Here is an 18,304-nt window from a genome sequence, read left to right on the forward strand (position 1 = left end):
AGCTACCTTTGTAGTTTAGAAATTTTATCGATTTACTCCTTCTAAGCTTCATATGCTGTCTGATATGCCAAGCACTCCTGGTTCCCTTCTCCCCGTCTACCGTGCGGCCATACAGGACGCGGTGTGTCGCCACCACGTGGCTAATCCGCGGATCTTTGGCTCCGTTCTAGAGGGCAGTGACACAGCTACCAGTGATCTGGATATTCTGGTTGACGCTCTACCCGAAACGACCCTATTTGACTTGGGCGCCTTGAGATTTGAGCTAGAGCAGCTACTAGGAATATCAGTCGATGTGCTAACACCTCAAGATCTCTCCTCTGAATTTCGAGCTGAGGTCTTGGCCCGAGCACGACCGCTATGACAGAGTTACACCGTATCACGGTCTACCTTCGACATATGCTGGAAGCGGCCCAGCAAGCGACTGACTATGTGTCAAGCATGACACTTGAAACGTTCAAGGACGACAAGCGCACTCAACAAGCCGTCATCTTCAACTTGATGATCCTCGGCGAAGCAACCACCAAACTGTGCAACAAGTATCCCGATATGCCGGAAAAATACCCCGACATTGCTTGGAACGCGATGCGCGGGATGCGCAATCACTTGGTTCATGCCTATTTCGACATCAACCTGGAAGTTGTCTGGAACGTTACCCAATCCGAGCTGCCAAGGTTGATTGCGCAACTCACGCGAGCAAACAACGATTTCCGAGGTACTTAGCCTCCGGCGCCAAGTTACCATACGGGTCGTGGATACCATGTTGTAGTTTGTTCCGGCCAGATCGCGATTGCTTTGCTCGGGCATTGCCCAGTAAAATGCAATCACTCAGTTCACTGGGATATGTGCTCTAGCCGCTAACAAGCTGATGCTTTTTAGCTAGATGCAAAAAATGGAAAGCCGGGCATGCCCGGCTTTCGCTTTTTCTGCTGTGCTCACTGAGAATCGCCCTCCCGCCTATGCCAAGAGTGATATGGCATGAAAGCGCATCCGCCCGTACGCTGCGCACACCATGCCGAAGCCCTTGACTATGCGCCACACCCTGCTGCTCTGCACCGCGCTCCTTGCCAGCCCTCTGGCCCATGCGCAACCTGCTGCCGATACCTGGAGCAATGTGCCCCAGGCGCCCGATGATCGTTTCACCAACCCCAAGAGCAAGCTCTACGCCGGCCCGAATGGCTGGTTCAATTTTGGCGAGTTGCGCGCTGACGCGGGCGGCAAGCGCTACGCCCTGAAGGCCGGGCTGCAGTACATGGAAACGCCCAAGGCCTTTCTGCTGACGCCCAGCAACCAGTTGCAGGTGGCCACGCTGGACTTCGGCACCGCCACGCCAGCTCCAGGCACGTATCAGGTCGCTGACAAGCCGGACCCGGCCGCACGTAAGGTGCATGTGAGCTTTGCCGATGTGTCCAACCAGAAGATCGTGGAGTGGCAATCCCGCGGTGCATCCAGCACGGGCAGTGTGGTGGTGACGCAGGCGAATGGCTTTCTGTATTTCAAGGCGCGCAACCTGCGCCTGGTGCCCACGGGGATGCACAACGCAGGCGAGCTCAAGCAGCCGTTGGTAATGGGGGTGGAGGGGGCGGCCAAGCCGGGGGATTGACCGTTGGGCTCCGCTCCTTGCGCGGATCTAGAGGAGGCGCTGATGCCAAGCTGGAGCTTGGCGGTCCCAGGAGGGGGATGCAATCCGTCGGCTTATAGGCCCAGATTCGGGGCCAGCGCCCGCTCCACCACGCTCAGTTCCTCACCACTGCGCTCAGCCATGTCGATAGCCTGATCAGGGGTGATCTTGCCGACGTTGAAATAGGTGCTCTCGGGATGGCTGAAGTAGAAGCCGCTGACGCTGGCAGCAGGAAGCATGGCCAGGGATTCGGTAACGGTCATGCCGATCTCGTGAGCCTGCAGCAACTCGAACAGGGGGCTCTTGACCCGATGGTCCGGACAGGCGGGATAGCCAGGCGCGGGGCGGATGCCGCGGTATTTTTCGGCGATGAGTTCTTCGTTGTTCAGGCCTTCGTCGGCAGCGTAACCCCACCAGTCAGTGCGCACGCGGCGGTGCAGCCATTCTGCGCCGGCCTCGGCCAGGCGGTCCGCCAGAGCCTTGAGCATGATGGCGTTGTAGTCGTCATGCTGGCCCAGGAATTCGGCTTCCTTCGCGCTCACACCCAAGCCGGCGGTCACGGCGAAGGCGCCTAGATAATCCTTATGCTCGCCGTTCTGCCGCGGCATGATGAAATCGGCCAGGCAGCGGCTGGGCCGCATGCGGCCTTCGGCATCTTCCTGCTTTTCAGTCTGCTGGCGCAGGCCATACCAGGTAAGGGCCACCGCCTCGCGTGACTCATCGGTGTACAGCTCGATATCGTCATCGCGCACGGTATTGGCCGGCCAGAAGCCGACCACGGCGTTGGCGGTGAGCCAGCGGCTTTCCACGATCTGATTGAGCATGGCCTGGGCGTCCGCGAAAACGCGCGTGGCTTCCGCGCCCACCACTTCGTCGGCCAGGATGGCGGGGTATTTGCCTGCCAGGTCCCAGGTCTGAAAGAAAGGCGTCCAGTCGATGAAAGGCACCAATTCGTGCAGGTCGATGTTCTTGATGGCGCGGCGGCCCAGGAATTTGGGTACCGGCGGTTGGTAGCCGTCCCAGCCGATGGCGGTCTTGTTGGCGCGCGCCTTTTCCAGGGACCACATCGGCACCTGCTTCTTGTTGGCGTGCAGTTGGCGTACCTTCTCGTAGTCGGCTTTCGTTTCCGCGATGAACTGCTCCGCGCTGTCGCTGAGCAGGCCCTGCGCCACGCTCACGCTGCGCGATGCATCGGGCACATAGACCACCGGCCCTTCGTAGTGCGGAGAGATCTTCACGGCCGTGTGCACGCGGCTGGTGGTGGCGCCGCCGATCATGAGCGGAATCTTCTTGATGCGGAAATGCTCGTCTTTCTGCATCTCGCCCGCCACGTACTGCATTTCTTCCAGGCTGGGGGTGATGAGGCCGGAGAGGCCGACGATGTCCGCGCCTTCGACCTTGGCCTTGGCCAGGATTTCATGGCAGGGCACCATCACGCCCATGTTCACCACTTCGAAGTTGTTGCACTGCAAGACGACGGTGACGATATTCTTGCCAATGTCGTGCACGTCGCCCTTGACGGTGGCGATGACGATCTTGCCCTTGCTTCTCACGTCGCGGCCAGCCGCTTCGTCGCGCCTTTTCTCTTCCTCGATATAGGGAATGAGGTGGGCCACGGCCTGCTTCATCACACGCGCCGATTTGACCACCTGGGGCAGGAACATCTTGCCGGCGCCGAACAGATCACCCACGATGTTCATGCCGTCCATCAGCGGGCCTTCGATGACGTGCAGCGGGCGGCCGCCCTTGGCGATGATGGCCTGGTAGGACTCCTCGGTATCTTCGGTGATGAAATCCGTGATGCCGTGCACCAGCGCGTGGCTCAAACGCTCGTTGACGGAGGCATTGCGCCATTCCAGCTTTTTCGAGTCGTCCTTGGCCGCGCCCTTGGCGGACTCGGCGATCTCCAGCAGGCGTTCGGCCGCATCAGGGCGACGGTCGAGCACCACGTCTTCCACGCGCTCGCGCAGCTCGGGCTCCAGATCGTCGTACACCCCGACCATGCCGGCATTGACGATGCCCATGTCCATGCCGGCTTGAATGGCATGGTAGAGAAACACCGTGTGGATGGCCTCGCGCACCGGGTCATTGCCGCGGAAGCTGAAACTCACGTTGCTCACCCCGCCGCTCACCTTGGCGCCAGGCAGGTTCTGCTTGATCCAGCGGGTAGCTTCGATGAAATCAACCGCGTAATGGTTGTGCTCTTCGATGCCGGTGGCAATGGCGAAGATGTTGGGGTCGAAGATGATGTCTTCGGGCGGGAAGCCCACTTCGTCCACCAGGATGCGGTAGGCGCGCTCGCAGATCTCGGTCTTGCGCTGGTAGGTATCGGCCTGGCCTGTTTCGTCGAAGGCCATGACCACCGCGGCAGCGCCGTAGCGCCGGATGAGGCCGGCCTGGCGCTTGAACTCTTCCACGCCCTCCTTCATGCTGATGGAATTGACGATGCCCTTGCCCTGCAGACACCGCAGGCCGGCTTCGATCACGCTCCACTTGCTGGAATCGACCATCACCGGCACCTTGGCGATGTCAGGCTCGCTCGCCATGAGGTTCAGGAACTTGACCATGGCCGCCTGGCTGTCGAGCATGGCTTCGTCCATGTTGACATCGATCACCTGGGCGCCGTTCTCCACCTGCTGGCGCGCGACGGCCAGGGCTTCCTCGAACTGGCCGTTCAGGATCATGCGCGCGAAAGCCTTAGAGCCGGTGACGTTGGTGCGCTCGCCGATATTGACGAAAAGGGTGTCCGCGCCAATGCTTACGGGTTCGAGGCCGGAAAGCCGCATCGGGGGAGGGGTCAGAATTGCAGTCACCATGGGCTCACCTGGGCATTATTGTGATCAGGTGAGCGTCGTTGTCGTGCAGGGGAACTCCAGAGCCTCCAAGCCTGACGGCCAATTGAATACCGGTGGGTATCAGCGGCCGCTGCAACGCTCCTTGGGGCGGGGTGGCTGATTTTAAGAGATAAGCCAAGCCACCCCGAATGGCAGGGGCTATCGGCCGACGGCGCGCTCAAGTTGCGCCTTGTTCATGTGTGAGCGGCCCTTGATGCCTTTGGCTTTCGCTTCGGCATAGAGTTGATCGCGCGTGCGCCCGCCCGGCCCCCGGTGGGAACGCAGGCCGCCGCGGCGCGAGGATGAGATGTCTTTCAGCGAACCCGAACTGGCTTCCTTGGATTCACCGGCGCGGGCTCGCTCCTTGTTCACCGTACGCGCGGCGATCTCTTCAGCCAGCGCCTCGCTCCTGCCGTGCGCTTTCAAGCCTTGCTTGATGTGTTTGTACTGGCGCTCGCGCTTGGCGCTCCAGGTACCTTTGGGCATGATCTTCTCCTTGGGAATAAGACACACCCCCATGGTCGCGCCAAATTCGCCGCCTGTGCGTCGCCGAGGGGCTGATTGGCGCGTCGGAGCACTCTGACGGCGACGGGTGAGGCAATGCCGTCAGGCCACCAGCCGCACATCCCAGCCCTGCGCCCGCAGTTGGGCGATGATGTCCGCCACGTGCTCGTGCCCGCGCGTCTGCAGCACCATCTCGATCTCCACGTTCTGGGCCGACAGCAGCGTGAACGCGCGCTGATGGTGCACTTCATCGATGTTGGCCCCGGCATCGGCCACCAGTGCGGTGATGCGGGCCAGCATGCCCGGCACGTCGCGCGCGCTGACAACGATGCGCGCCAGCCTGCCGGAGCGGACCATGCCGCGGCCGATGATGGAGGCCAGCAGCATCGGATCGATGTTGCCACCCGAGAGCACCATGCCGACTTTCCGGCCCTCAAAGCGCGGGCGGTGCTTGAGCAGCGCGGCCAGCGCCGCGGCCCCGGCGCCCTCGACCAGCGTTTTCTCGATTTCCAGCAGCATGACGATGGCCTGCTCGATATCGCCTTCGTCCACCAGCAGCAACTCGTCCACCTGCCGGCGGATCACCTCGGCGCACAGCTCGCCCGGGGCGCCCACGGCAATGCCCTCGGCAATGGTGCTGGCCCCCTGCACATGCTGCTCGTGCTTGATGAGGTTGACCATGGCGGGAAAGCGTTGCGCCTGCACACCGATGATTTCAATGCCGGGCTTGAGAGCCTTGGCCGCCGTGGCGATGCCAGCGATCAGCCCGCCGCCGCCGATCGGTACGACCAGCACCTCCAGATCCGGTTGCTCGCGCAGCATTTCCAGTCCCACGGTGCCCTGGCCCGCCATGATCGCGAGATCGTCGTAGGGGTGGACGAAGGTGAGGCCCTGGGTTTTCGCCAGTTCCAACGCATGGGCGCGCGCGGCTTCGAGGGTATCGCCATGCAGCACGACCTCCGCACCGAAGCCGCGCGTGCGCGCCACCTTCACGCCCGGCGTGAAGCGGGGCATGACGATCACGGCGCGCAGGCCAAGCCGCTGGGCATGGTAGGCCACGCCCTGGGCATGGTTGCCTGCGCTCATGGCAATCACCCCGGGGCGGGCGCCGCCGGCGGTAAGTTCGGCGAGCTTGTTGCAGGCGCCGCGCTCCTTGAAGGAGGCCGTGAACTGCAAGTTCTCGAACTTCAGAAACACCTCGGCGCCCGTGATGTGCGACAAGGTACGCGATTCCACACAAGGGGTCTCGAGCACCTGGCCTTGCAGGCGGGCGGCGGCCTGCTGGATGTCTGAAAGCGTGAACATTCGCACATTGTGACGGACTCCGGTAGGCCCGCACAATGCCTCGAGCGTTGACTTAAGCAGCGGCGACAATGGCTGCGTACACCTGTATTTCCCACATGACCGCCGCCCCTATCCTGCACGGCCCTGACCGCCCTGACCTGCTGCGCCCGGAAATCCTGGCCGATCTCTTCGAAATCACCGCGGCCCGGGTACCTGGCAAGACGGCCCTCATCTTTGGCGGCCGTGCCCTCAGCTATGGCGAGCTTGACCAGGCCGCCGATCTGGCCGCGCACCGCCTGATCGAAGCGGGCGTGCAACCTGGCCAGATGGTGGGTCTGTGGCACCCCCGCGGCCTCGAACTCCTGATCCTGCAACTGGCCGTGGCCAAGACGGGGGCCGCCTGGCTGCCCTTCGATGCCGATGTGCCCACGGACCGCATCGCCGTCTGCCTGGACGACGCCAGCGCCGTGGCGCTATTGATCGACGAGCACCACGGTGAGTCTGCGCGCCGCCAGGAAGGTGTTTCAGCCAGGATACTGACCGCCAGCGAGCTGCTGGCGCCGCTGCCTGAAGGGACGCCTGGCCCCCCTCTCCGGCGCCGCACGGGGGCCCTGCCGGAACACACCGCCTATGTGATCTACACCAGCGGCTCCACGGGCAAGCCCAAGGGCATCGCCATCACGCAGGCCAGCATCTGCCACTTCTTGCGCAGCGAGAACGCGCGCCTGGGCGTGCGCGAAGACGACAAGGTGTATCAGGGGTTCTCGGTCGCCTTCGACATGAGTTTCGAGGAGATATGGATCAGCTATCTCGTGGGCGCGACGCTCTGGATCGCGCCCAAGGAAATCTCTGGCGATCCGGAGGCGCTGCCGCGCGCGCTGATCGAGAACGACGTCACGGTGCTGCACGCCGTGCCCACCTTGCTGGCACTGTTCGCGCAGGATGTCCCAGGCCTTCGCATCATCAACCTGGGCGGTGAGATGTGTCCGCAGACCCTGGTCGAGCGCTGGGCGCCCGGGCGGCAGATGTTCAACACTTACGGGCCGACGGAGGCCACGGTGTCGGCCAGCCTGGCCGAATTGCGGGCCGGTGAGCCGGTGACGATCGGCGAAGCGCTGCCCAACTATGGCCTGCTGGTGATCGAAGTGATCGATGCCGACAGCATTGCCGGCGGCCAGGTGCCGCCGCTGAAGATCCTGCCGTTTGGCGAAACCGGCGAGCTGTGCATCACCGGCCCTGGTGTGGCGGCAGGCTACCTGGGCCGGCCTGAGCTGACGGCCGAGAAGTTTCTGCCCAATCCCTGGGCGCGCAATGCCCAGGAAGCGCGCCTGTACCGCACCGGTGACCTGGCACGAGTGGAAACCCGCGCCAACGGCGAACCGCAGATGCAGTGCCTGGGCCGCGCGGACGATCAGGTGAAAATCCGCGGGTTCCGGGTGGAACTGGGCGAAATCGAAGCCGTGCTGGCTCAGCAGGCGGGCGTAGGCACCACAGCTGTATTGCTGCGCAAGGATGACGAGATCGATCAGCTCGTGGCCTTCTACGTGCCCTCGGGCTCCATCAAGCCCTCTGTCCAGGCTTTGCGGGCAGGTCTGGCCGAAAAGCTCCCCCTTACATGGTTCCGGCACGCTTCGAGCCCTTGACCGCCATGCCCCGCCTGCCGTCAGGCAAGATCGATCGCAAAACGCTCAAGACGCTGGCGCTGGCCCCCGCCGCCCCGGCCGAGGGCAGCGACACGCCGGAGACACCGGCCGAAGAAGCCCTTTTCGCCGCCCTGGAAAAGCTCTTTCCTGGCCAGCAGATCCGGCGCGAGCTGGATTTCTTCTATGACCTGGGAGGGCACTCGCTGTTCGCGGCGCGCCTGATTTCCACGCTGCGGCAAGACGCGCGCTTTGCCCAGGCCGCCGTGACCGACATCTATCAGAACCGCAAGATCGGCCTGATTGCCGAAGCCTTGCAAACCAGCCTGTCCGAAGGCGGGAGCGCGGCTGCCGAACGCCCCTTCCTGCTCCATTCAGCCTGGCGGCGCTGGCGCTGCGGCATCGCACAGGGGTTGGCGATTCCGTTTCTGGTGCTGATCAAGATGGCGCAGTGGCTGGCCCCCTTCTTCGCCTATCACTTCTACACGGGCGATCCGGCCGATTCGGTGGCGCGCGCGGTCGCGATGTCTTTGCTGGCGTTCCTGCTCGCCACGGTGGCCGAGTTCGGCGTCGCCTGGGCCGGCAAATGGCTGATCGCCGGGCGCCTGAAGCCCGGCAGCTACCCTCTTTGGGGCCTGACCTACTACCGCTGGTGGCTGGCCGACAGGCTGATGGAAGCCGTGCCAGTATACATGATCAACGGCTCTTCCCTCTATACCGGCTGGCTGCGGGCGCTGGGGGCGCATATCGGGCATGACGTGAACCTGGGCGCCATCACGCTGCGCGCGCCCGAGCTGCTGCGCATTGGCGACGGCAGCAGCATCGGCAACGCGGTCAACCTGGAGAATGCCCGCGTGGAAGGAGGATTGCTGCACCTGGGCACCATCGATCTCGGGCGTGAGGTCTGCGTGGGCTCCTATGTGGTGATCGAAGGCGATACGCACATTGGCGATTTCGGTCACCTGGAAGGCCAGGCCGCCTTGCGCAGCGGCCAATCCGTGCCGGCGCGCAAGGTGTGGGCAGGCTCACCGGCCCGCGAGCGCGGCGACTTCGACCCCGCCAGCCTGCCGCCCCGTCCACCGGTCTCCCGCGCCCGGCTCACTTTCGAGACCTTGTTCTTCGTTTTTGGGGCCCTGGCCATGGCCATGCTCTTCTTCATGCCGGTGTTCCCCACTTTCATGCTGATCGACGTGCTGGACGTGGAACAGTTCTCGGTCCGCCCGCTGGTGGACGCTGGCACCATCACGGAAGTGCAGGCCTTCTTGCTGCGCTTCGTCAAGTTCTTCTTCCTTTCGCTGCCGGCCAGCGTGGTGATGATCGTACTGACGGCCCTGATCGCCGCGATGATCCGCTATGTGTTTTTGCCGAAAATGCGGGCCGGTTCCTGGCCGATTCACAGCAACCGGTACCTGGGCAAGTGGCTGGTCAACCAGATCCAGGAAGGCAGCCTCGCCACGCTGCACGGCATCTACGCCACGGTGTATTCGGCCAATTGGTACCGCCTGCTGGGCGCCAAGGTGGGCAAGGAAACCGAGCTTTCCACCGCGCTCGGCGTCGTGCCCGATATGCTCACCCTGGGCGACGAGTGTTTCATCGCCGATGCCGTGATGCTGGGCGACGAGCACATCGACGGCGGCTGGATGACGGTGAAGCCCACCGTGGTGTCACGCCGCAGCTTCGTGGGCAATGGCGCCTACGTGCCCGACGGCACCACCGTGCCCGAGAACGTGCTGATCGGCGTGATGAGCGCCGTGCCGCGCAATGCCACGATGAAAGAAGGCGACACCTGGCTCGGCTCCCCGCCCATGCTGCTGCCGGCGCGCGAGGTGGCGGGCGGGTTCCCTGAGCACCTGACCTACGCGCCATCGCCCTGGCGGCGCGTGGCGCGCGGGGTGGTCGAAGCGTTTCGCATCGCCTCGCCGCATGCGCTGGTCATCGCGGCCGGCTACGCCATCGTGCTGGACGCCATGCCTCTGGCTGAGCAAAGCCGCTGGAGCGCGGTGGCTCTGGATCTGTGCGTGGGCGGCGTGGTGTTCGGCTTCGCCACCTTCTTCTTCGTGGCCCTGTTCAAATGGCTGCTGCTGGGTCGCTACCGCAAGCGCTCGGTGCCCATGTGGACGCCCTTCGTCTGGCTCTCGGAGGCAGCCACCAACATGTATGAAGGCATCGCTGTGCCGTGGTTCCTGCGCTATCTGCGCGGCACGCCCTGGCTTTCGGATGCGCTTAATCTGATGGGCTGCAAGATCGGCCGCGGTGTGTACATGGACACCACGGACATCACCGAGTTCGATTGCGTGATCATTGGCGATCACAGCGAACTGAACGCCCTATGCTGCCCGCAGACGCACTTGTTCGAGGACCGCGTGATGAAGGTGGACGACGTGGTGATCGGCAGCCGCGTCACCCTGGGCCCGCGCTGCACAGTGCTCTATGGCGCCTGCGTGGACGATGGTGCCCAATTGGGTCCACTCACCCTGGTGATGAAGGGCGAGCACATCCCGGCCGGTACGCGCTGGCATGGTTCACCCGCGGCGCCTTGGCGGGATTGAGGCCACGCTGAATAGATCCTTGCGTGCGATGGGTCATGGCCGCTGCCGGGCAGTGTGCTGTACGCACAGCGCCTCCCCAGCAGATGCAATCAAATATTATTTGCATTCACATGCCAATGCCGCAAGTTGAATGAACGCTCTTACCCGCCGCCAATTGGTTGGCCTGACTCTGCTCACGCTGATGTGGGGGCTGAACTGGCCCATGATGAAGCTGACGCTGCGCGAGATACCGCCGCTGCATTTCCGCGCGCTGACCATGTCGCTGGGCGCCATGGGGCTGTGGCTGTTCTTCCGCACGCAGGGCCTGCGCATGACACCCCGCGGTTCGCGCGAATGGCGCGACGTCGTGGTGCTGGGGCTGCCCAACATGCTGGGTTGGCATGGTTTTTCGATCATCGCGCTCACACAGCTGCCCGCCGGCCGAGCAGCCACGCTGGGATTCACCATGCCGGTCTGGACCGTGATGCTGTCCGTGCTGCTGTACCGCGAGCCGCTGAGCAAGCGCCTGGTCGTGGCGGTCGTGGCGGTACTTGCGGGCATCACTCTGCTGCTGTGGAATGAACTCGAGCAACTGGGTGGGCGGCCCGCCGGCATTCTGTGGATGCAGGGTGCGGCCGTCTGCTGGGCGCTGGGCACCATCTGGATGCGCCGCGCCACGCTGACGCTGCCGGCAGAGGCCCTGGTGGTCTGGATGATGGGGCTTTCAGCGATCGTGATGATTATCCTGGCGGTAGCGTTCGAACCTGCGCAGACCTGGGATTTCAGCCCCGCCATCTGGGCCAGCCTGGTGTGGGCCGTGCTGATCAACTACGGCGCTGCGCAGGTGGTCTGGTTCCGCCTGGCGCGCGCCCTGCCGCCCTCCACCAGCGCGATGAGCCTGATGGCCATTCCGCTGATCGGTGTGCTGAGCGCGCCACTGATCGTGGGTGAATGGCCGCATTGGCAGGATCTGGCAGCCATGGCGTGCATCGTGGTGGCGATGGGGGCGGTGCTGCTGCGGCGGGATTGAGTGCTATCGGTCCTGAACCGGATACCAGTAAGTACGCCGCTTGACTGTCGGAACAGGAATATTCGGACGCTTGGTGCACAGAGGCGAGGTACACGGAGGCTCATCGCCGCCGTTGCCGCCACCGCCGATGATGAAAGGCACGACCTCCGTCTTGCCGTCGACCTCGACGTTCACCAAACCAGTCACAGGCGATGGCGCCAAGCCTCCGCCGTCAAAGTCCGCAGGCAGATACTTCATGCCCTCCAGCAGGCTGATGTTGTATCCGGTGGCTACCCCAAATTCGACGGACATGTTTTTGCCGTGGTGTCATCTCCCGTCGTGCTGGTCGCCGCCGCCGTATCAGGCCGGTTGGTACTGAAATAGACTTGTCCGCCAAAGGTCGTGGGCGCATTGACGCCCTTTTCTCCCGATCCTGGCAGCGTGACATAGAAACCGCTGCCGCTCTTGTCGTAGACCGGACAGGTGGCGATGTCGGTAAAGTCCGTGCAGGTGGCATTGAACATGCCCTCCGGTCCAGTGGTGGAGGTCGCACTGGAGTCATCACGCACAACGGTCCAGCCGGAACCATCCACCCCGGTCTGCGTATCCTTGATCATGTAGAACCGGTTCTTCACGTTGTTGGCGCTGTTGCCTGCCAACGGATGCTCCCGGTCGCCGGAGACGGCCACCACGGCATCGTAGTTTTTAGTCAGCACCACATCCGGCGGGAAAAAGAACTTGCGCGGGGGCGTGCTCGAACTCCCCAGGGCCGCAAGGAGATAGGCTTTCCAGGTACTGACGGCACCGGTGCCATCGGGCTGCATATCCACACGCCAGATGTTGCCCGCAGTATCGGCAGCGTACATGCGATCGGCGTTGCCATCGAAATCGCGATCGACCAAAGTGATATCAGCCGGGATCGAGGTGTTCATTGCCCCCAGCGTGCAGGTGGTACCGGAGGTGGTGCAACTCGTCGCGGTGCCAGAGCCCCTTGCGCATGCCAGACAAGGGCACCGGTGATGGCGTCCACCACATAGATGGCATTGCCCATGGAATCGGAGCCCGCCGCCGGTGCATCGTTGTCTTGATTGGTGTCGTAACCGCCGCCAAAGATCAACACGGGATTGGTGTGGCCTTTGATCTTGACCACCTTGGGCTGCGACCATGTCTGCCCCAGCTTCTCGAACCCTGAAGTCGCGTTCGTGATTTTCCACATGTATTGCGGGTTCGCCGGATCGCTCACATCCAAGGCATAGAGTAGGCGCCCGCCTCGGCGGGCCGACAGGAAAATATAGGCTTTCCCCGTGGCCGCATCCCAGTACACCCCGGGTGCACCGTCAAAGAAATACGGTTTGCCAGAGGGGTTTTTCGGCGTGTTGCAGGAATTGGCATTGGCCGCCGTGGCACCCAGCGTCAGCTGCACGCTGTTCGTATAGAGCTGCTGCAGGCAGGAGTAGAACTCTGGCGCCACAAAGCTCCACAACTCGCCTCCAGGCGGCACCGAGACGGACTGATTCTTGGCATCCTTCACGGTGATCGCGCAATCGGTCGATACGGCGCACTTACCCATCGGCGCCGGTGAGGTGTTGCCAGCGGGAGGCTGGTTGCCATTGATGGCACGGAACATGCCGTCGTTGGACCCATAAAAGACCACCGTGCCGTATTTCTTGCCGGATGCATCGGCTCTATCGCCGTAGTTGATGACCGCCGGACGTGAATGGAGCACATCGCCATGTATCGAACCGCGAATGCTGATGGCGGTGGTCGCGGTGGGCGGTATGCTGGCCTCCGAGCCGGCCTGCGCGTCGCTTGCGACTCGCTTGGTGTCTGCCCCGCGGATCCAGTTGATGAGGTTGTTCACCCATGCCGTCACCACGTTCAGGACAGTGGCAGTCAGGCTGGTGGTGTTCGCGATATCGAAGCGGGTGGTGCTCAGCGCACCGGAGCAGCCTGTGGACGGGCAGGTATACACATTGCGCGAGGTGGTGGCCGCCGCACCGACCGTGGCTGGGTACGTGTCCTGCAAATACTTGAGCCTGAGCTGCTGCCCCACGCCGCCTTTCTCGACGAATTGCCCATCCGGGGCGTCAAAGCCATCGCTGGCGCCTAGATTCGCGTAGCTGTTGAGCCAGAAGCCGCCCTTGGCGCCGGCACTATCCGGCAACTTGGTCGTATCCTTGGATGTCCAATAGCTGACGGCCTGCGTACTCATGAAGCCCGTGCCCGCCGTACTCAAGGCTTCTCTTGCCGTCTTGCCCGCGCTATAAGGTCCCCAGGAGGCATCCGCGGTGAAGAGCTCCACCGAGCCCGAAGTGGTGTCCACACCGATCTGGTACTGCTTGAGGTTCCCCATCCAGCGCGGCGCCCCCTGCATCAGGCCTGAACATGCCCATGTAAATCTGGTTCAGGTAGGTTCCCTGGGTATTGGCGCTGACGGGCAGCACGGGTGCCGCGAACACGCTGTTGACGGCTTGCACGTCGGCGAATACCCGCTTGATCGCCTTGACAAGCTCCTCCAGACCGGAGGACTTGGTGATATCAATCAGGAATGGCGTACCGCCGCCTTGGTTGGCCATGCTCACCATGAGCTGCTCATAATCCGGATTGCTGCCATCCGTCAGAATGATGGTGTAGGTGGTGATGGGTGAGTAGCTCACGCTCGAGCTGGTCGTCTTTCCCGTGCGCATGAAAGCGGCCCACTCATCGGAATAGTCGCTCTGGTACTTGCCGGAAGCCAGACTCTGGGTAACAGGCGACTTCCAGGGAGAAGGCAAGGAAAGCTGAGTGATGGAGTTCAGGATCTGAGCCGTCTGCAGTGCGCCGCCCCCCGGTTGCCTCCGTCCTGAGGTTTCTGGTTATTGGTCGCGAAAGTGATGTACAGCACGAAGTTCCGTGCGCAGGTCAGACTCCCAAGCCCCGGATAGGTCTTGCCCGACAACCCCGTCTTGCCCTGGTAGAACGCCCAGGCTTCCTGCATGGCTTGCGCGACCTGGTTGTTGTTGCTTTTGTTGGCAGCCAGGTTCATCCCGGAGATGGTGCCCAGCATCTGGCTCAAGCCCTTTCCATCACCTGCAACACCGGTGCCGTCCATGTTCAGCAGCGCGCTAGGTGGCGGCGATGCCGCAGGATTGACAAACAACCCTCCGTCCGTACCGCCGCTGGGGAAATACATCAGGCCCAGATTGATGCGGCCATTCAGAGATTCATCGGTACCGATTGCGCTGACCGCCTTGTACAGACCACAACGCTCGAAGCCAAAGTTGGTTCCAGACGTCTTCTTGTCTTCGCTGAGTTTGGTCGTTCCCCCGGGGATCGTAGCATCGCAGGTGTAGCTGGCGCTGGCGTCCGATGCCGCGGCATTGTCGTAAAGAATAAGCAGATTGGGGGCTCCGCTGCCCGCCGCGCCTTGATAGATGTCGATGTCTTCCGCGTGGGCCGCCCGAGGTACCAGGCCGGCCAGCGCCAAGCAGAGTGCCAGACCGGTCCAGGCAGAACGGATGCTGTATTTTTCCTTCATGGTGCGTCCCCTGGGAAGGCTTGTATCGGACATGGTCGGAGCTGAGCTGGTGTTTGGATCTGGGAGCAGGCTTCAGCAGCTGGCGCCTACGCCCACCCGTTGAGTCACGCCCTGGCTTTGCACATAGACCGGTTGGGTGCTGTTGGCAGACGTGCTAGTGGCCTTGATGTCCCACACCGACGACGAGCACAGTGAATCGCCGCTGCTGGGCATGCCCGGCACCAGGCTCCCGCTGGTGAAGCAGGGCTTGTCGTTGCTGTCGTCGATGTTCAGGCTGAGCTGCGAAATGGGCTTCACGTACATGCACTTGGCGTCCACCTTGACGCTGTATTTCGCCCCGCTCTGCCCGCTGTCGTTGATGTCCACCGTGAATGTCTGCGTGGAAAGTATTGAACTCAGATCACCGCTGATGACGCTCTCGATCATCTGCTGGCCAGCCATGGCGCCCTCCTGCCGCATCTGCATGTTGCCAGTCACCTGCGTGTTCACGTTGGTGGTCTTGACGGCTGAGGCCACGATGAGCATCAGCACGATCATGAAGATCATGGCCACCAGAAGGGCGGCGCCGCGCTGTTTGCCGGCAGCGGGCGCAAAGCAGCGTCGAGTCACGGTGTTTCCCTCAAGGCAGAGATGTTGATGATGCGTGCCACTGTGCTGTAGGCCATCCGCTTGTAGCCATCGTTGAACGGCCCCACGCTGGGTTTTGCCAAGCCAAGGCTGAACGTGCGGCCATCGTCCTTCCAACCACTGGGTTTCTCCGTGGTGCGTGCCAGCAGGTTGATGCGTACGGTGACCACGTCCTTGCGCTCATAGGTGGCAGGCGTCGGGCAGATAGCTGCGTCGTCGGTCACGAATACAGGCGTCTCTGCGTAGTTCTTGCTGATGTAGCAATCGGGAGAGCCGTTGTAGCCGGCGCCCATATCGACGCCATAGTCCAGTTGCAGATCGTCAATGCCATCCGCCAGAGACGTGGGAGTGGCGCTCATGGCGCCGCCTGCGTACTCAACCACCTTGAGCGTCGGAATGCCATCGTTCTTGCCTGTGGCGCACTCATTGCAGGTACTGATGAAGTAGATGCGATGGATCACTTTCCGCAGGGGCGCGAGTGCGGCGCAGTCCTTTTGGTGCAGAGAGAACGCACTGCCGCCACCCAGGCCAATGGCCAGCGGCTGCGAATCGGTTCCGCAGGTGGATATCTGTACGTAGGCTTCGGAAGTGCTGGCGGCGGTCGTCAACACTTCTTGCGATGAGACACGCGTGATCAGCAGCATGGCAGTGCCGGGCTTGACGTTGGCGGCGCTCAAGCAGGTAGGTACTGTTTCCAGCATCTGCACAGCCAACGGCAGCAGCGGCGGTGGCGCCGGGGTCCCTGCCGGCGCGTCATAGCCCAGCCCTGCGACGTTGCCCGGACAGACTGCGAGCGTAAACGAGCGCCCGCCTGATGACAGCGATGGTGCCGCTCCTCTTTCCCAGGTCTGGTCACCCGTCGTCCCCACAAACCCGGCGGACTCAATGTCCGTGCTCAGTACCTGCAAGGCGTAACGCCCGCTTTCCACCTGCCGTGAGGTTTTGTCCAACTCGGTGCGGTTGCCAATAGTCGAAACCACCAGAGTAATCAGCGCGCCCAGCAACAGCAGCCCCAGCGCCACCGCCACCAGGAGTTCGACGATCGTGAAACCTCTCGATGCCTTCGGCCGCCGGTTGGAAATGCGCGGGGACCTCATGAGATGTTCCCGATCTGCACCTTGACCGTGACCACACGGTGCAGCTTTTCATTGCCAAAGACACCATCGCCGCAAGGGAATGCGGTGCCATCGCTCAAGGTAGGTGCTGCCGTAGGGGTCAGGCCCTGCCATGCCACTGCGATGCGGTAAACGTAGGTTGTCTTGGTGCCGACCAGGGCCGTGGTTTGCGTGATGCACCCCATTGCATCAATAGGGGCTCCCACCTTCGCCACCCCGACGGATTCCCCTTTGATCAGCTTGCTCCAGTCCTTCAGGTCCAGTTGTGCACGGGCTTGCGCCATAGCGTCGGTTCCCAGCGTGCAATCGGGGATGTCCGTGTCTTCCGAATCCTTGTCCAGGGTCAACCCGGCAGTGCCATTTGAATAGCAGGAAGCTACCTTGCGATTGGCGTTGAGCCGGTTGACCATGTTTTCGAGCAACTGCAACGCCTGCACCCGCTGGAACGATTCCAGTTCCGCCTGATTGGCACGGCCGCTCACCCCTACGAGCCCTAGCAGGCCAAACAGCAGGATGACCAGCGTAACCAGAATCTCGATGAGCGTAGTGCCCGCTTGCCGGCGGCGGCGGAGCACGAAGAAGTTCTTCACGTGCACCCCCTCACTGCTGAACGGCTGGCCGCCCAGACCTATGGTGATGCAGCGCGCTTTCACGCCAGCCACCGGCGTTGACGCTTCGATGCTGAACTTGGCGGCCCCAGTCGCGCGTCCGTCGCGGCCATAGATAATGGCGCTCTGGTCGTCCGCTTCGGTGATCTTCAGGCTGCTCAGAGCCTCTTGGCTACTGAAGGTACTGGTGTTGTCGGTGACCGACCAGCCTTCGTTCCAACTGGTCGCACCAGTTTTCATCTTGAGCCTGACGTCGCCATTTTGAGCAATTGCCTGGCTGCGCGCCAACATCAGCGCCGACATGAGCTCGAAAGAGGCGTTGCGTATCCGCTGATTAGCAATGAACTCCCGGAATGAGGGCACCGCCACCACGGCAAGGACCGTCAGCACGGCAATCGTAGTCATCAACTCGATGAGCGTGAAGCCGCGCGGCGGAGGGCGCTTTACCAGCATGTGGCGCCCCCGTTTTCCGAGGTTTTGCCACCCGCCTCATCAATGGTCAGCTTGCCGCAACTGGTATCGCGGGTAGCCTGGCTTCCTTGCGGAGTGGCCTCCACGGTAAAGCCTGGCGGCTTGCGCGGCGAACTGCCATCCATCGTGACCTTGGACACCACAACGTAGTTTCTGGCGACATCGGGTGGCGTACTGATATTCAGCTTTGTCGCGATATCGCCGTCATTGGGCGCGTCGGCATAGCTGCGTGCATCCAGCAGATAGCGCTGCTGCCGGCTGCTGACTTCCAGCATGAACGACTGCGCTGCACGCCGGTTCGATTTGACGATGTAACTCGTGTAAGACGGATACGCTACAGCCGCCAGAATCGCAATGACAGCCACCACGATCATCAGCTCGATGAGCGTGAATCCTGCCGCTTGCCATCTATTCCTGTAGCTCCGCATGGCGTTTTTAAGAAGTATTAATTTTTAGTTCAATGTGAAATTATCACATCATGTTAAAAAATCTTACAAACAACGACGAGCGGTAGAAAATCACCGATGAACGGTATTGAGGGCCACCAGC

Annotated in this window: 18 protein-coding genes and 1 riboswitch; of the genes, 6 read left to right on the forward strand and 12 right to left on the reverse strand. The window is 62.2% G+C overall.

Going from position 1 to position 18,304, the window contains the following annotated elements; translation table 11 throughout:
• Positions 1–64 precede the first annotated feature (64 nt).
• From WJU18_RS29970 to WJU18_RS29980, 3 genes are all read left to right on the forward strand, one after another.
• The gene (locus WJU18_RS29970; RefSeq protein WP_423461123.1) at positions 65–361 is read left to right on the forward strand and encodes a nucleotidyltransferase family protein; all 297 of its coding nucleotides are present in this window, start codon (positions 65–67) and stop codon (positions 359–361) included.
• A 35-nt stretch (positions 362–396) separates the two neighbouring features.
• A complete protein-coding gene (locus WJU18_RS29975; RefSeq protein WP_423461124.1) occupies positions 397–720 on the forward strand; it encodes a DUF86 domain-containing protein in 324 nt (107 codons plus the stop codon).
• Positions 721–1,009: 289 nt separating this feature from the next.
• The gene (locus WJU18_RS29980) at positions 1,010–1,600 is read left to right on the forward strand and encodes a hypothetical protein (protein WP_423457936.1); all 591 of its coding nucleotides are present in this window, start codon (positions 1,010–1,012) and stop codon (positions 1,598–1,600) included.
• Between the two features lie 92 nt (positions 1,601–1,692).
• Here the strand turns inward: WJU18_RS29980 and metH are convergent, their stop codons facing one another.
• From metH to WJU18_RS29995, 3 genes are all read right to left on the reverse strand, one after another.
• The gene (metH, locus tag WJU18_RS29985; RefSeq protein ID WP_423461125.1) at positions 1,693–4,404 is read right to left on the reverse strand and encodes a methionine synthase; all 2,712 of its coding nucleotides are present in this window, start codon (positions 4,402–4,404) and stop codon (positions 1,693–1,695) included.
• Between the two features lie 53 nt (positions 4,405–4,457).
• Positions 4,458–4,563: riboswitch (S-adenosyl-L-homocysteine riboswitch) on the reverse strand.
• A gap of 48 nt (positions 4,564–4,611) precedes the next feature.
• A complete protein-coding gene (locus tag WJU18_RS29990; RefSeq protein ID WP_423457937.1) occupies positions 4,612–4,938 on the reverse strand; it encodes a plasmid stabilization protein in 327 nt (108 codons plus the stop codon).
• A 120-nt stretch (positions 4,939–5,058) separates the two neighbouring features.
• Positions 5,059–6,261 (reverse strand): threonine ammonia-lyase, encoded by a 1,203-nt coding sequence (locus WJU18_RS29995; RefSeq protein ID WP_423457938.1) that lies wholly within the window; start codon positions 6,259–6,261, stop codon positions 5,059–5,061.
• Between the two features lie 95 nt (positions 6,262–6,356).
• Here WJU18_RS29995 and WJU18_RS30000 point away from each other — a divergent pair, with 95 nt between their 5' ends.
• From WJU18_RS30000 to WJU18_RS30010, 3 genes are all read left to right on the forward strand, one after another.
• Positions 6,357–7,883, forward strand: coding sequence for an amino acid adenylation domain-containing protein (locus WJU18_RS30000; protein WP_423457939.1), 1,527 nt, complete (start codon positions 6,357–6,359; stop codon positions 7,881–7,883).
• Positions 7,856–10,429: a Pls/PosA family non-ribosomal peptide synthetase gene (locus WJU18_RS30005; RefSeq protein WP_423457940.1), complete on the forward strand. Its 2,574-nt coding sequence runs from the start codon at positions 7,856–7,858 to the stop codon at positions 10,427–10,429. The genes WJU18_RS30000 and WJU18_RS30005 overlap by 28 nt, the downstream gene beginning before the upstream one ends.
• 130 nt (positions 10,430–10,559) lie before the next feature.
• Entirely contained in the window at positions 10,560–11,438 is an 879-nt protein-coding gene (locus WJU18_RS30010) for a DMT family transporter (RefSeq protein ID WP_423457941.1), read from the forward strand.
• 3 nt (positions 11,439–11,441) lie between these two features.
• Here the strand turns inward: WJU18_RS30010 and WJU18_RS30015 are convergent, their stop codons facing one another.
• From WJU18_RS30015 to WJU18_RS30055, 9 genes are all read right to left on the reverse strand, one after another.
• The gene (locus WJU18_RS30015; RefSeq protein ID WP_423457942.1) at positions 11,442–11,729 is read right to left on the reverse strand and encodes a hypothetical protein; all 288 of its coding nucleotides are present in this window, start codon (positions 11,727–11,729) and stop codon (positions 11,442–11,444) included.
• Complete coding sequence (locus tag WJU18_RS30020; protein WP_423457943.1) at positions 11,708–12,349, reverse strand: hypothetical protein; 642 nt, start codon at positions 12,347–12,349, stop codon at positions 11,708–11,710. Before WJU18_RS30020 ends, WJU18_RS30015 begins: the two co-directional genes overlap by 22 nt.
• Positions 12,346–13,740, reverse strand: coding sequence for a hypothetical protein (locus tag WJU18_RS30025; protein WP_423457944.1), 1,395 nt, complete (start codon positions 13,738–13,740; stop codon positions 12,346–12,348). The genes WJU18_RS30020 and WJU18_RS30025 overlap by 4 nt, the downstream gene beginning before the upstream one ends.
• Complete coding sequence (locus tag WJU18_RS30030; protein WP_423457945.1) at positions 13,679–14,191, reverse strand: hypothetical protein; 513 nt, start codon at positions 14,189–14,191, stop codon at positions 13,679–13,681. Before WJU18_RS30030 ends, WJU18_RS30025 begins: the two co-directional genes overlap by 62 nt.
• 20 nt (positions 14,192–14,211) lie before the next feature.
• Positions 14,212–14,934, reverse strand: coding sequence for a hypothetical protein (locus tag WJU18_RS30035; RefSeq protein ID WP_423457946.1), 723 nt, complete (start codon positions 14,932–14,934; stop codon positions 14,212–14,214).
• A 72-nt stretch (positions 14,935–15,006) separates the two neighbouring features.
• Positions 15,007–15,543 carry a pilus assembly PilX family protein gene (locus WJU18_RS30040; RefSeq protein WP_423457947.1) on the reverse strand — a complete coding sequence of 179 codons (537 nt, stop codon included), beginning with the start codon at positions 15,541–15,543 and terminating at the stop codon, positions 15,007–15,009.
• Positions 15,540–16,658 (reverse strand): PilW family protein, encoded by a 1,119-nt coding sequence (locus WJU18_RS30045; RefSeq protein WP_423457948.1) that lies wholly within the window; start codon positions 16,656–16,658, stop codon positions 15,540–15,542. The genes WJU18_RS30040 and WJU18_RS30045 overlap by 4 nt, the downstream gene beginning before the upstream one ends.
• Positions 16,655–17,737, reverse strand: coding sequence for a type IV pilus modification protein PilV (gene pilV, locus WJU18_RS30050; protein ID WP_423457949.1), 1,083 nt, complete (start codon positions 17,735–17,737; stop codon positions 16,655–16,657). The genes WJU18_RS30045 and pilV overlap by 4 nt, the downstream gene beginning before the upstream one ends.
• Positions 17,728–18,183, reverse strand: a complete 456-nt coding sequence (locus WJU18_RS30055; RefSeq protein ID WP_423457950.1) for a type IV pilin protein — start codon at positions 18,181–18,183, stop codon at positions 17,728–17,730. Before WJU18_RS30055 ends, pilV begins: the two co-directional genes overlap by 10 nt.
• Positions 18,184–18,304 lie beyond the last annotated feature (121 nt).

Source organism: Ottowia sp. VDI28, from assembly GCF_049532675.1.
In the GTDB taxonomy this organism is placed as follows: Bacteria; Pseudomonadota; Gammaproteobacteria; order Burkholderiales; family Burkholderiaceae_C; genus Ottowia.

Coding starts and splice junctions, on each gene's coding strand:
- WJU18_RS29970 (WP_423461123.1), top strand. CDS start 65: ATGCCAAGCACTCCTGGTTCCCTTCTCCCCGTCTACCGTGCGGCCATA.
- WJU18_RS29975 (WP_423461124.1), top strand. CDS start 397: ATGCTGGAAGCGGCCCAGCAAGCGACTGACTATGTGTCAAGCATGACA.
- WJU18_RS29980 (WP_423457936.1), top strand. CDS start 1,010: ATGCCGAAGCCCTTGACTATGCGCCACACCCTGCTGCTCTGCACCGCG.
- metH (WP_423461125.1), bottom strand. CDS start 4,404: ATGCGGCTTTCCGGCCTCGAACCCGTAAGCATTGGCGCGGACACCCTT.
- WJU18_RS29990 (WP_423457937.1), bottom strand. CDS start 4,938: ATGCCCAAAGGTACCTGGAGCGCCAAGCGCGAGCGCCAGTACAAACAC.
- WJU18_RS29995 (WP_423457938.1), bottom strand. CDS start 6,261: ATGTTCACGCTTTCAGACATCCAGCAGGCCGCCGCCCGCCTGCAAGGC.
- WJU18_RS30000 (WP_423457939.1), top strand. CDS start 6,357: ATGACCGCCGCCCCTATCCTGCACGGCCCTGACCGCCCTGACCTGCTG.
- WJU18_RS30005 (WP_423457940.1), top strand. CDS start 7,856: ATGGTTCCGGCACGCTTCGAGCCCTTGACCGCCATGCCCCGCCTGCCG.
- WJU18_RS30010 (WP_423457941.1), top strand. CDS start 10,560: ATGAACGCTCTTACCCGCCGCCAATTGGTTGGCCTGACTCTGCTCACG.
- WJU18_RS30015 (WP_423457942.1), bottom strand. CDS start 11,729: ATGTCCGTCGAATTTGGGGTAGCCACCGGATACAACATCAGCCTGCTG.
- WJU18_RS30020 (WP_423457943.1), bottom strand. CDS start 12,349: ATGAACACCTCGATCCCGGCTGATATCACTTTGGTCGATCGCGATTTC.
- WJU18_RS30035 (WP_423457946.1), bottom strand. CDS start 14,934: ATGAAGGAAAAATACAGCATCCGTTCTGCCTGGACCGGTCTGGCACTC.
- WJU18_RS30045 (WP_423457948.1), bottom strand. CDS start 16,658: ATGAGGTCCCCGCGCATTTCCAACCGGCGGCCGAAGGCATCGAGAGGT.
- pilV (WP_423457949.1), bottom strand. CDS start 17,737: ATGCTGGTAAAGCGCCCTCCGCCGCGCGGCTTCACGCTCATCGAGTTG.
- WJU18_RS30055 (WP_423457950.1), bottom strand. CDS start 18,183: ATGCGGAGCTACAGGAATAGATGGCAAGCGGCAGGATTCACGCTCATC.